Origin of the sequence: Algoriphagus sp. AGSA1, from assembly GCF_021390545.1 — a bacterium.
In the GTDB taxonomy this organism is placed as follows: domain Bacteria; phylum Bacteroidota; class Bacteroidia; order Cytophagales; family Cyclobacteriaceae; genus Algoriphagus.
The window spans coordinates 118,372-131,360 of the sequence record NZ_JAJUWR010000010.1; the positions used below are offsets into that span (position 1 = coordinate 118,372).

Below are 12,989 nucleotides of genomic sequence, written 5' to 3' on the forward strand. Positions count from 1 at the left end.
TTTTTGGTTTGGGAGAATGTGAGAGGATTTTAGATAGTTGGAAAAATAGCTAGTTGTTAAGGGGGTGGATTCGAGGTGTAAGGACGATTATTTCTTTTATTTGGTAATAGAAAAAGTCGTGATGATGATAATGGAAGAAATCTCAGGATGGTCTAGATATATGAAATTTAGTGCTAAAACTCCCCGTCATCGCAACCCCCTCTCCGTTAGTAGCAAGGCGTGACAAACTCACAACAAGAAAGCCTTACAACTGAAAACAATGACATTTTTCGTGTCATAATCAAATTTAAACGTATCAAATCGTATCATTTTGTGCTTGCAGTAAAATAAACAACAATGAAATCTAATAATAGCACTGACTTGACAACAATAGAAATCGCCCAGCTACTACATCCGTGAGTGGGGAGATGATAGTTTTCGCTAGGTTTGTCCTTTGTGGCAACTTTTGAAAATTATCGAAACTTGTAAAAATATTTAAGTTTCGATAATTTATTTTGTGTCTTTTTCTATTGGGAAATTACACGACTAGAAAGGAATACATAGGCAAACTGAAGTAGAGAAACCCCATTAGGCATAACGCTGAAATTTTTTAAGGAACTATTTTCTCAATTATTTCAGGCCAAGTTGCTATCTCTATACTCAGTTTTTTATCAGCTTTTCTCGCTACTAGCACTAAGTTTCCTTTGGTTATGATTGTTTCCGTAAGCTTGTCCATGGGATAAATAGAAGATGAATTCTCAGATTTCTCAAAAAGAAAATAGCTGTATTCAAGAGAATTCGTTAAGGGGTCGCGTTTAGAGATACCGACAATTAGTGTGAAATGCTCCGGGGTACCGGTTCCTCCTATTATCCGTATGTTGCCATCTTCTAGGGCAGATTTGAATGTCTCTTCAACCGCTCCTTGTCCTTCAGTAAAGGTTAATTTTTCAGAGTAAAAATCAAAATCAGAGACTCTATTTCCATTCTTGTCAAAGAAGGAAAGGTATGCCTCTGAAGGATCGATGATGAAAAAGTTGTCTTCCGAAATATGAGTGGCAATGGACTTACTTGTATGGCGGAATTCACCCGTAGCCATAAGTTTACTTTCCCCAGTTTCCATATTCAAACTCTGAATTTGGAATTCGCCTGTTTGCCGTGAAAGATTTACAATGTTTTCTAGTTCATTATTGGATAAGCCAAGGTTGTACACGTTAAGAAAAAAATCTTCTTCCAATGATGGAATTTTGATTTTTTTCAGAAGAGCAGCGTCTGTCAGGGAGAATTTTTCTAAATATTTTCGTTGGGCATAATAAATGGCAAGCTCTTGATCGTAATAGGAAATTTGGGCGATTGCTCCGTTTGGATATTGATAAGGAATCCCCGAAGGGTCTAGATCCACTTTATCGGAATAGATTAAATCCAGCTCTCCTGAGGGAGCTACTTTAAAAATCTGGTTGTAACTACTCAGTATAAATAAATCATCTTCATCAAAGTGGAAATCCTTGATGGTAGATTTTTCTGGGAAAGCGGAGGATAAAACGATAGGATAACTGAATGCTGGCTCGTCTGCCTTTTGAGGATTGGAGTGGCAGGAAAGAAGTAGAGACAGAATTAGGATGCTAAGTATGGCAGGGTGCTTATTGACCTGGGTTTTTTGGAGGTAAAATGACAAAGGAATCATATGAATTTCCGTTTTTCCTGTAAAATACAGGGAAGCTCTCTATTAACTTCAACCGCTTACTGATAAAGTCTTTATCCAGATTAAAATTAGGAAAGTCTCCCCCAATAAATAGTTTAGCTTTCTTTGAGTTTTTTAAGCAATGACCACGGCTCCTGAGTCAAGGTATTTTTGCGCAACGTCTTTATAAACTACTTGGCACGAAGGGCATTTATCTAATAATACTACCAAAAAATCATCTGTAGTTATATCTAATGCCTCTTTGGTTAACTTAATTCTTTCAGCCAAAATGGTGTCATCTTGCTGCCTCGGTGAGCATGAAGCAAGAATCAGTATAAAACAGCACATTTTTTTATATAGACTCATGGTTGGATGGGCTTAGAAAGATCAAAAATCTCCACGGCTAGTTCGTCTTCTGACACTGTTTCATCGTAGATATTGTTTCTGAAAAGCATTAACCCTGCTTTGCTGGGGATAATTAAAAAAGACGAATACTGGCTTCCCGGGAAATCCACTTCATGGATGATTTCAAAGCGCTCATCCATCACGATAATGGAAAAGTCCTGTTCGCTCGCAGCAGGCCAGGCTGTCTTGTTCTTGTAATCTTTCAAAGGGTGAAGGACTATCCGGTAAATAAGTTTGTTGTACCGGTCGTAGTGAACATCGCCGTAGCGATAGTTGCTCAGTACAAGTTCATTGTCCTGTTCTTCAGTGGGTCTTATTTTAAAGTCTTGTGGGGCACTCTTAAAGTACTTGCTTTGCGCTGAAATATGGTTTATAGCATTGTTTTTTTTGTCAAATACCACCAAGGAGTCCATCAAAGGCCATGAGATCAGGTACAAGGAGTCTGATATAGCAGTGCGAGAATAGTCTGTGTCCGTGAATGGCCATATTTTATCCAGATATAGGTCTGGATAGGTATTTAGTGAATCATAGGTCAGTTCATTCGTTTCAATATTATACTCTAGGGTTATGGGAAATTGTTTATTGAATTCTGAGGGATTATAATTGTCTCCCAGGCTGTATCGCACAAAATGAAGTTTATTTCCGGACTTGAACGTTGGGTTGGGTACAGTAGAAACATGGTTGATCAAACCGTGATCTATTGATTTATTCCGATCAGGGGTAAGCTTATGCACAAAATTCCCGTCCTCATCTATACAAATGCTGCCATTGATATTTCCTTTCACGAATACGAAGATGGAATCGGGTGAGCTGTAGGTCAATCCTTGTAATACTCTGCCCGTGACTCCATCTGGGCCGCCCATGGGGATTTTTGTACGCTTGACCATTTCACCAGAACTAAGGGAATATTTGTCCACTGTGTAGGTCAAGGTATTAAGGGTGACCAGGTATTCCTCTGAACCCTCTTGGTAATACTGGGTGTAATGGAACTCATTGGAGGTGGAATCATCCAGTGCTAAAGGAACTTCCCGTATGAGATACTTTGCATGAGAGGAAGTGCTCCTGGCTTTTTCATTCTGCTTACACGAGCTTAAAATTAAAAGTATTAGGTATGGTACTAAAGCGACTATTGGAAATCGAAACACTATTTCTTTTATAAACTTCATAGCCTAAAATAATGAAAAACTTTATAATTAGGTAGTTGTTGCGGGATTTAAAGGCAGCCTACTAAAGACTAATTGCATGTCCATATTGAAGTCTTAAATTATTTTTTTGATAAAATGACTTGCTTAGTCTACCAGAAGCAACATGTTGGGGTTTGATGTCCCATGTCAAAAAAGTTAACGGCAAGAAAAAAGCTATTAAGCATGGTTTTACATTTATTTGGTACTATGTGGAAAACCTAATTAACGAAAGCGTGAAAAAGGGGATTCTGAAAAAGGAGGTAGGGAATAAGAGATGAAAGGTTTTTCGAAGAATAACCACAAAGAGCAATTGATTTAATTCTTTTTACCCTCAATAAATCACATGTATTTCACTAAGTGCGTTGCACTAAAGTGAAACTTCGAGTAGCTTTGTTGCGTGAGCATTAAGGTCAGAACGGTTATTTTCTATAAGGAGTACTTTGAGTCTTTCTTCATTAGGCAGACTGAAAAAGTGCAGCAAAAATAATCTGGACAATTAGCCTCTTATCTTAGAAGAAATCCAGAATATTCCTGCGACCTATTTAAAGCATTTGCAAGGAACTGACGGTCTTTATGAGGTGAGAGTTCAGGTAGGGAATAACATTTTTAGAATCTTTTGCTTCTTTGACGAAGGGCAGCTTGTTGTGCTGATGAATGGATTTCAAAAGAAGACACAAAAGACTCCTAGAACTGAAATAGACAAAGCATTGAAAATTAAAAGGGAATATGAAAATGAAAAATAATACACTGACTCTTGACCAATTTAAGGACAAGCATTACGGGGAAATTGGCACGCTAAAGCGAGACAAGTTGGAAGAGGGGTACGAGAATTTCAAGATTGGTTCATTGATCCATGAGGCAAGACTAGTAAAAGGAATGACTCAAGAAGAACTTGCTCAGAAGGTAGGTACAACCAAATCTTACATCTCAAAAATCGAGAATAATATTAAGGAAGTTCGACTTTCCACCTTGAAAAAAATTGTAGAAATGGGGCTCGGTGGAGAACTTGACCTTTCAATAAAATTTTAACCATTTAGCTAGCTTTTCTAATTTGATATTCTGATTCAAGAATTCTTCTGCTTTTCTTTATTTCTAAAGTGTCCATCTCTTTGCAAGAGAATTTTTTAATTTACAGACTTCGGTCTTTTGTCCCTCTTGTTTTTATACTATTCCAATTCAAAATTGCACTGAAAGTTCAAATTTGTCCTTTGTACCGATTAAAATTTTGAATGTGAGCCTTATTGCTTACCTTTGAAAAATTATATTTCAAGAGGATTTTGTTACAAATTAAAAATAGATATGAGTTATATAGATCTTGGGATCTTTGTGGCCTACATGCTGGCAATGCTGGGTGTGGGATTTTTTTACATGAAAAAGAACTCAGGTCAGGAGGATTACTATGTGGGAGGTCGAAGTATTGGGTCGTGGCACATAGGCCTTTCTGTCGTTGCCACTGACGTAGGAGGGGGATTCTCCATCGGCTTGGGAGGACTGGGATTTGTGATGGGGCTCTCGGGATCCTGGATGCTTTTCACCGGACTTTTAGGCGCTTGGTTAGCCGCAGTGGTTTTGATTCCCAGGGTAAAGTCCGATCCTGCTTTTGCCAAGTTTTTTACCTTTCCACAGATCATCGGTCATTTGTATAATTCCACCACGGCCAAAGTCGCCGCAGTGATCTGTTTTTTAGGGTACTTGGGATTTACTTCTTCCCAGTTGTTGGCAGGTGCCAAGCTCGCCTCTGGGACTTTCGTAGAACTTGACCTTTCATATGCCCTTTTGATCATGGGAGCTGTTGCGGTGATTTATACCGTGATGGGCGGTTTGAAGGCAGTAATCTATACCGATACCATACAATGGATCGTCTTGATGGCGGGATTGATGTTTATCGGGATTCCGATTGCGTACAATTACGTAGGTGGCTGGGAGGGAATCCAGAATACCCTGCCTCAGGAATTCTTCTCTTTTTCCAATCTTACATGGCAGGATCTAGCCAACTGGGGGATTACGATTATTCCCATCTGGTTTGTTGGTATGACGCTTTATCAGCGGATTTTTGCAGCCCGTGATGTGAAGTCCGCCAAGAAGGCTTGGTTTATCGCAGGACTGTTTGAGTGGCCCATTATGGCACTTTTAGGGGTTTCTTTAGGTTTACTATCCAGAGTGGCAGTAGAGCAAGGGGCTTTGGAAGGCTTCACCACTGCAATGGATCCTGAGATGGGACTTCCGGTTTTGCTGAGTCAAATCTTGCCTGCGGGGATATTGGGATTGATGATGTCAGCCTATTTCTCAGCGGTTCTCTCTACGGCGGATTCCTGCCTGATGGCAGCTTCTGGAAATATGACTACAGATATTCTAGGAAAATTCTTCACGAACAAATCTCTGAAAGAGGAGATGAGAATATCACAGCTCTTGACTTTGGCAATAGGAATTGTGGCAATTATTATTGCCTGGCAGATGACGGAAGTCCTCAGTTTGATGCTATATTCCTATGCGTTTATGGTCTCCGGGCTATTGGTTCCCGTAGTGGCGGGTTTGTTTTTTGGACAGACAAGTGCCAAAGCCGCCACTTCTTCCATGATCACCGGAGGTTCTTTGACCGCTGGATTGATTGTCTCCGAGGCTTCGCTTCCATTTGGTTTGGATGCCAATTTATTCGGGCTCACACTCTCATTGCTGACATTTCTGTCGGTGATCTATTATGAAAAAAATCACAGTTCAAAGTTAAAATCTATATGATCAAACTAGAAACTCTCTCTACCATTGACTCTGCTACTTATCTTCAAAAGAATGAGATCGCAGACTTTCTATTCGTTCACCTTGGACAATATGGGGATCCAAAAGAGGATATTATGAAGTGCTTGGATTACGCCTTGGATCAAAGCTTGCACGCCGGAGGATTTGTCGTAATGGCACGGGAAAATGGCAAATTGCTCGGGGCTCTTGTCATGAACAAAACAGGTATGTCGGGCTATATTCCTGAAAATATCCTGGTATATATAGCTGTAGATGCCGAGCAAAGGGGAAAGGGTATAGGAGGAAAACTCATGGATATGGCCATAAAAATGGCGAACGGCTCTATTGCGCTTCATGTGGAGCCGGATAATCCAGCGAAGAAACTTTACGAAAGAATCGGCTTTACCAATAAATATCTTGAAATGAGATTGACCAAGTGAAATGGCTTATCTGACATTAAATAAGGCAAAGCTCAAGGAGAATTTTGAGTACCTTAAGCGGACTTTCAAAGACAATGGGATAGCATGGGGCGTAGTCTCCAAGCTTCTCTGTGGCAACAAGCTGTTTCTGCAAGAACTCATAAATCTAGGTGTGGATGAGATTCATGATAGCAGGATAAGTAACCTGGCGATGGTGAAATCGCTCAATCCCGGGATACAGACCGTTTACATCAAACCGGTGTCGAAAAGAAACATCAGCAAAATGGTGAAGTTTGCGGATGTAAGTCTCAACAGTGAGCTGGAAACGATCCGATGGATCAGCCAGGAGGCCGTGGAGCAGGGCAAAAAGCACAAGATTATCATCATGGTGGAGACCGGTGACCTGCGCGAGGGTGTGATGGGCGAACAATTGGTGGAATTTTATTCCCAAATTTTCCACCTTCCAAACATTGAAATCATAGGTCTTGGTACCAATCTGAACTGCCTGAACGGGGTGATGCCTTCCACGGACAAGCTGATACAGCTCTCACTTTACAAGCAGATCATCGAGCTCAAGTTCAACAAGGAAATCCCATGGGTATCTGCGGGTACCTCGGTGACCATTCCGCTTATGCTCACCCATCAGCTTCCAAAAGGAATCAATCACTTCCGGGTAGGGGAGACGCTTTATTTTGGGCTGGATTTATTTGAGGAGAAAATCATCGAAGGAATGAACGGAGATGTTTTTGAACTCCATGCCGAGATTATAGAGATGCAGGAGAAACCTCTCTTACCCATGGGGAATCTAGCTGCCAATCCCCAAGGAGAAACTGCTGAAATTGATGAGTCGCTCTACGGACAGAGTTCATTTAGGGCGATTATCGATATAGGATTGCTGGATGTAGATCCCAAATATCTAATTCCCAGTGACGAAAAATACGAGATTCTAGGGGGGAGCTCGGATATGCTGATTATCAATCTGGGCAAAAACCCCAATGGATATAAAGTAGGTGATACGCTTAATTTTGACATGAGATATATGGGGGCACTGAGTCTGCTGAACTCTGATTACATAGAGAAGAAAGTGATAGAAAAATTGGATTAGTAAATTGCTTTTGGCATGGTCATGGGAATACAGGGGAGAAACCAACTAGTGTTTGACTATGAAAAAAGTAATGTTAATTCTTGCCCTTGGATTGGCAGCGGTTCAGTTGTCTCAAGCTCAATCATCAGATAAACCTGGAGGATTTGGTGTTCGGGGTGGTGCCAGTCTTTTCAATTTTGGAGGAGATGATGTTTCAGAAAACTCTTATACCAATAGGGTAGGTTTCCATGTAGGGGGATATGCCATGCTGTTTATGACGGATCGTTTGGCCTTGGAGCCAGGGGTCTATTACTCAGTCAAAGGAACCCAAAATGATGACTTTATCGACAGTAGGGCCATCCTAAACTATGTAGATGTGCCTGTGCTTCTGAGATTGTACCCGTCCGATGGCTTCAATGTTTTCCTAGGACCACAGATTTCATTCTTGGCAAATTCCAAATTTGAAGGGGATTTCTTTGGCAACACGGTGTCCTATGATTCGGATGCGATCAAGGAAACGGATTTCGGGCTTGTGTTTGGCTTGGGGTACAACCTGCCAAAAGGCTTTAATGTACAGGCTTCCTATGATTATGGGGTGACACCGATTTTCAAGGACAGTGATGCAGATGTGTATAACAGAGGGTTTAAATTATCTGCAGGATATACTTTCTAACCAAGTGAAAGTTGATATAAACTAAAATGCCTCTAAAGAAATTTGGAGGCATTTTTTTATAAACCACAAAGACCACAGAGGGCACAGCTGCCAAAGAGGAAGGGGGGCTGAAAGCCAAGTTGTAAAAGCCCTGTATTTGTGGAGAAGTAAATGATTTCCACTAAACGTTCCTGTCCCGTAATTTTAAATTTTGGCTACTGCTCTAAACCTGCCAGGCTTTCCTGTTGGGAGTGAGAAATAAACAGCTGTTTCAACAATACCCGAAGATGTAAACCTGGCAGGTTTTCTAGCGTAAAGCCGCAAAGATTTCGCAAGGAATAGTGCGGGTGGAAGCCAAGTCGAAGAACTACTTATTTTCTTTGTCCATGCCATTGATCCAGTCCTTGATCAGCTGCACACCCTCTGTGTGGACTGTCGTACGCCCAAGTTCCGGCATGGCTATGCCTACTTCCGTGGAGTTCATGCGATGGGGAATAATGGATTTGTCAGCATTGCCAGGGACAATATCAAAATCATAGGTTCCAGCACCATTTCCGGCAGCGACTGGGATTTTGCTCACGCCAAGCTTCCTAGGGTCGGACTCATCATAAGTAAGGAAAAGCCCAGAAGTACTTGCTGGGCCTGCTGCACTATGGCAATGAGAGCAGTTGATATCCAAGTAAGCCATCGCACGCTCATCAAGAGGAAGATTTTTGTCTTCATAGTTGACCATGGCGGGATGGGCTTTTACTCCTTCAAATCCTTCCAACTTCCCTGATTCTGTCCAGTGAGCCAGTTGATTTTCCTTTCCTGATTTATATTCAAATTCATGGTTGAGATGCTGCACTTTTACTCCTATAGGCACCAGTGTCTCATTCTGATTATGGCAGGTTTTGCATTGGTTTTTATTCGGGACGAGGTAGTTGATCAGCTGTTTTTTGCCGCTGTGATCGATGAAAGTAACCTCAGATTCTCCTCCCACAACTTTTAATACCGCATCTGTCTGGTTTTCATTCCAGATGTAGGGAAATGCTTCCCAGCCTTTTTCAGAGTTGATTAAAAGCCTGGTTTCTATGATTCTTCTGTTTTCCTCTGTTTTGCGGAAGTCAGCTGGGTAATAGAAGTTTTTGATCAGCACAGTGCCTTCTGGAAAGTTAAGTTCATTAGATGCAAGTATGGCTTTTTCTCCTTCAGGAAAGAAGATGAAGCGGCTTTTGAAGGCATAATCAGTGAATAGGGACGAAGCCGGTCGATATGGAATTACTTCATTCACGGGAATTAAATCATGTAATTCCCCCATAAAGAAACCGTATGTAGATAACCTTTTGTATGGAAATCTTCCATCGGCAAGTTCATCTTCCAGAGCAGTTTCTTTGATTTCTGAACTTGATGATTCAGTTGTGCATGCACTTATAATCAGCATCAGAACCAGTACAAGATTGAATGACCAAAAAATCCTATTGTTTCCCATTACATTTCAGCAATTGCGTTGACGTTGGTGCTCACTGCTATGGTGCAGTTTTGGAAAGGAGATACATCTGAAAATGCCTTGATATTGTCCTCACCTTCAGAGAAGTCAAATCTGGTGAAATAGAGCTCCTCCATTCCTTTCTCTGACAGGCAGATCCGCATAGGATTGGTGGCGATGTCACTACTGATACTTTCATCCCAGATTCCATCATAGACTATGTCCTGTGTCCTGGCTTTGCCGTGTGCATTGTAAATGCTGATCAATTGACCCAGTTCTCTACTTAAATCGGGAAAACCTTTTGTACGGTCGTATTCATTGTCATGGATATAGATATCTGTTGTATAAGGAGACCAGTTAGGCGCATCGCTGGGGTATCCGGTGATCTGATAACTTGCGATGGCCACACCTGTGGTTTTGTTTTTTAGGATCCGGTTGTTGTAGATCTCCACTTCTTTGGCGGCCAAAAGAATCACTCCTGAACCGGGAGGAATCATGGTCACTGTGTTGCCATTTGGCTCTTCTCCGATTGCTGTGGCAAAGTTCTCGTGGTTGTTCTCAATGATGTCGTTGTTGTAGATTTTGGTTCTCGCTCCATCAGCTTTTGGCAGCCCCGGTAGATTAAAAACCAAAATCCCCCCGGTATTGTCACGGACTATGTTGCCGAATACCTCTGCATTGTCGCAGTTTTCTATTTCTATTCCGGCGACATTCCCAAAGGCCAGGGAATTTTTAACGATGATGTTTTCTGACTGGCCCACATAGATGCCTGCATCACGGGAATGTGAGGCGATTACCTCATCGACCATCACATTCTTGCACTGCACAGGATAGATCGCATAGGTCCCGTTTTTGGATTTGTCTCCATTGGTCCAGGTGACATTGATCCTGCGGAAGGTGATGCCGTCTGTATGCTGGGCCTTTACCCCATCGCCAGGAGCATCCTCTACAGTTAGATCCTCTATGGTGATGTTGTTTCCTACCAGTTTGATTCCTTCCCCTCCTGTCTTTAGGTTTTTGAAGGAGAGCACTGTTTGCCCAAGCCCCGCACCCTTGATAGTGATGTTTGACTTATTGTCCAGAATAAGCTGGGTATTTAATTCGAAGAAGCCGGATGGTATTTCTATTGTAGCCCCATCTTCTGCCATAATAAAAGCCTCGACGATTTTTTCGGTTTGCTCTTGGTTCATTCTCGGTAACTTGGAGCTGTCAAAAGTCCGTTCATTGGAAGAAGTGCTACAGCTATAAATAGAAAATACGGAGAAGATGAAATATAACTTTTTCATAAGGCAGGAGAATATTTTGGGCTTCTCAAATCTACCTAAAATCAAAAACAGTTTTCTTTGACTTTTGTCAATAAATCATCGGTGATCCTACAGGCCTGCTTTGAATGCCAGCCTTATCCATCTAGATTGGGGATCAATTAGTAGAAAAAAGTGTGTATAATTGTCCGGGTAAGGAAGTGAAGGCCTACCCCCGCAAGGTAGGCCTAAAAGAGTGAAAAACCTGAAATTTTTCTATGATCAAGTGCTTCGAAAGCTTCTTGGGTTTTTTAAAATTCCGCCTCTATCAATTCCTTATTGCATGCAGCTCCGGCCATAGTGCCGGTAGATACTGCATAAGAAACCGACCGAAACTGGGTGGTGCTATCCCCGCAGGCATATATCCCGGGAATGGAGGTCTTTTGCATGGGATCAACTTTGATATGACCATGGTCAGTCAACTCAATCCCTAGGCTGGAAGGGAGGTTTGAACTTTGCGTAAAGTCAGCCTTGGCATACAAAGCCTGCAAAGGGATATTAGTCCCATCTTTGAGAATCAGCTGTTCAAGATTTCCGTTTGTATGGGATATATGATCAATCTCAGTTTCAATGACACTTACTCCCTTTCCAGTCAGTTTAGCCGTTTGCTCATCTGTCAAAGTTGATTTTCCATTGGTGAAAAGTGTCAGGTCTCCGGTCCAATTTGTAATCATTTTCCCAAACTCAAAGGCAAAATCCCCATTTGCCAAAATCCCGGTTTTCTGATTTCTGACTTCATAGCCATGACAATACGGACAATGGATTACGGATATTCCCCAGCACTCAGCAAAACCCGGAATCTGTGGCATGATATCTTTGACCCCTGTGGCGAGAATCAGTTTTTTGCTTTGGAACCCTTTGCCTGATTCAGTCTGAATTTCAAATCCCTCTTCAGATTTTTTGCCGGATACCGCATAGTCGGATAAGAATGTAACTGTGTCGTATAGCTCTACTTGCTGTCTGGCTAAAGTTGAGATTTCTGCCGGAGTTTTACCATCCTGCGTCAAAAAATTATGGGAATGTGGGGTTTGTCGGTTGCAGGGTTTTCCGGCATCTATCACCAACACTTTCCTCAAAGATCTTCCCAATGCCATAGCCGCTGACAGTCCGGCGTAACTTCCTCCTACGATGATCACATCAAATTTGCTTGCTTCCATTTTTTATCCAGTTAGAGAAACAAAGGTAAAAACAGAATCCATAAATGCAATAATATTGCATTTATGGATTCAAGTATATCTCATGGATTTGTTGACCAGAACTCCACATTTTTCACCAAAGCTCTTTTCGGCAGTTTCAAGTGGGCTACAAGCAGCTCGGCAAAATCCTCAGGTTGTAATACTTTGTCAGGATTGCCATCTGTCAGCTTGTTTCCGATAGCCAGGTCAGTTGCAATAGTGCTTGGTGTCATACTAAAAACACGGATATCTGACTTGCGGACTTCCTGCATAAGAGACTCGGTAAGCCCGTTCAATCCAAACTTGGACGCACTATAGGCACTGGTCATCGCATTTCCTTTTTGGCCTGCAGTGGAGGATACATTTACGATATCACCTGACTTGCGGGCAAGCATGCCTGGAAGAACTTCGTGAATTACATAGTACACTCCTAGCAGATTGACTTTGATAATGTTTTCCCATTCGCTCACTTCCAGATCAAGGAATTTCCCAAATTTCCCTCCGCCCGCATTGTTGACAAGAATATCTGGTACTCCCAGTTCAGAGATCAGTGAGGCAATCGCTGGCTTAATGCTGGAGAAATCAGACTGATCCGCTACTGCTATTGCAACTTTCAGAGAAGAGTCTATTCCTGCCACGGCTTCTTTGACAGCTAGCAAATCTGATTCTGTCCTTGATAGAAGTGCCAAATGAACGCCTTCTTTGGCTAAAGCCAGTGAAATAGCTTTGCCTAATCCTTTTCCTGCGCCGGTGATCAGCGCGGTTTTTCCTTGTAGTGATTGCATTTCTTGATCTTTTAAAAGTTATAGATCTAATTCAAAATCTTGGTTGAGAGTTCATTTGTCGTCTGAGCAAGTCTAAGTAAGGTTGATGATTTTTTTATAGTCTTTAATATTCCCGCGGATTATCGC

General features: G+C 41.7%; 13 protein-coding genes. 6 read left to right on the plus strand and 7 right to left on the minus strand.

What is annotated here, in order from left to right:
* Positions 1 to 589 precede the first annotated feature (589 nt).
* From LZF95_RS09650 to LZF95_RS09660, 3 genes are all read right to left on the minus strand, one after another.
* Positions 590 to 1,660 carry a hypothetical protein gene (locus LZF95_RS09650; RefSeq protein ID WP_233754782.1) on the minus strand — a complete coding sequence of 357 codons (1,071 nt, stop codon included), beginning with the start codon at positions 1,658 to 1,660 and terminating at the stop codon, positions 590 to 592.
* 132 nt (positions 1,661 to 1,792) lie between these two features.
* The gene (locus LZF95_RS09655; RefSeq protein WP_233754783.1) at positions 1,793 to 2,023 is read right to left on the minus strand and encodes a hypothetical protein; all 231 of its coding nucleotides are present in this window, start codon (positions 2,021 to 2,023) and stop codon (positions 1,793 to 1,795) included.
* Positions 2,020 to 3,228, minus strand: coding sequence for a DUF4221 family protein (locus LZF95_RS09660; RefSeq protein ID WP_233754784.1), 1,209 nt, complete (start codon positions 3,226 to 3,228; stop codon positions 2,020 to 2,022). Before LZF95_RS09660 ends, LZF95_RS09655 begins: the two co-directional genes overlap by 4 nt.
* A 596-nt stretch (positions 3,229 to 3,824) precedes the next feature.
* Between LZF95_RS09660 and LZF95_RS09665 the strand changes: the two genes are divergently transcribed.
* The 6 genes from LZF95_RS09665 (at position 3,825) to LZF95_RS09690 (ending at position 8,155) form a co-directional block, all read left to right on the plus strand.
* A complete protein-coding gene (locus LZF95_RS09665) occupies positions 3,825 to 3,989 on the plus strand; it encodes a type II toxin-antitoxin system RelE/ParE family toxin (RefSeq protein WP_368670771.1) in 165 nt (54 codons plus the stop codon).
* Positions 3,979 to 4,275, plus strand: coding sequence for a helix-turn-helix domain-containing protein (locus LZF95_RS09670; RefSeq protein WP_306422307.1), 297 nt, complete (start codon positions 3,979 to 3,981; stop codon positions 4,273 to 4,275). Before LZF95_RS09665 ends, LZF95_RS09670 begins: the two co-directional genes overlap by 11 nt.
* A 270-nt stretch (positions 4,276 to 4,545) precedes the next feature.
* Positions 4,546 to 5,982, plus strand: coding sequence for a sodium:solute symporter (locus LZF95_RS09675; RefSeq protein WP_233754787.1), 1,437 nt, complete (start codon positions 4,546 to 4,548; stop codon positions 5,980 to 5,982).
* Positions 5,979 to 6,419 (plus strand): GNAT family N-acetyltransferase, encoded by a 441-nt coding sequence (locus LZF95_RS09680; RefSeq protein ID WP_233754788.1) that lies wholly within the window; start codon positions 5,979 to 5,981, stop codon positions 6,417 to 6,419. Before LZF95_RS09675 ends, LZF95_RS09680 begins: the two co-directional genes overlap by 4 nt.
* Position 6,420: 1 nt before the next feature.
* A complete protein-coding gene (locus tag LZF95_RS09685; protein ID WP_233754789.1) occupies positions 6,421 to 7,503 on the plus strand; it encodes an alanine racemase in 1,083 nt (360 codons plus the stop codon).
* A 58-nt stretch (positions 7,504 to 7,561) separates the two neighbouring features.
* Positions 7,562 to 8,155 carry a porin family protein gene (locus LZF95_RS09690; protein ID WP_233754790.1) on the plus strand — a complete coding sequence of 198 codons (594 nt, stop codon included), beginning with the start codon at positions 7,562 to 7,564 and terminating at the stop codon, positions 8,153 to 8,155.
* A gap of 346 nt (positions 8,156 to 8,501) precedes the next feature.
* On the opposite strand, the gene LZF95_RS09695 is transcribed toward LZF95_RS09690, so the two are convergent.
* From LZF95_RS09695 to LZF95_RS09710, 4 genes are all read right to left on the minus strand, one after another.
* Positions 8,502 to 9,557, minus strand: a complete 1,056-nt coding sequence (locus LZF95_RS09695; protein WP_233754791.1) for an SO2930 family diheme c-type cytochrome — start codon at positions 9,555 to 9,557, stop codon at positions 8,502 to 8,504.
* Positions 9,558 to 9,604: 47 nt separating this feature from the next.
* Positions 9,605 to 10,888 (minus strand): parallel beta-helix domain-containing protein, encoded by a 1,284-nt coding sequence (locus LZF95_RS09700; RefSeq protein WP_233754792.1) that lies wholly within the window; start codon positions 10,886 to 10,888, stop codon positions 9,605 to 9,607.
* Between the two features lie 266 nt (positions 10,889 to 11,154).
* Positions 11,155 to 12,060, minus strand: a complete 906-nt coding sequence (locus tag LZF95_RS09705) for an NAD(P)/FAD-dependent oxidoreductase (protein WP_233754793.1) — start codon at positions 12,058 to 12,060, stop codon at positions 11,155 to 11,157.
* An 80-nt stretch (positions 12,061 to 12,140) separates the two neighbouring features.
* Positions 12,141 to 12,863 carry a 3-ketoacyl-ACP reductase gene (locus LZF95_RS09710; RefSeq protein ID WP_233754794.1) on the minus strand — a complete coding sequence of 241 codons (723 nt, stop codon included), beginning with the start codon at positions 12,861 to 12,863 and terminating at the stop codon, positions 12,141 to 12,143.
* Positions 12,864 to 12,989 lie beyond the last annotated feature (126 nt).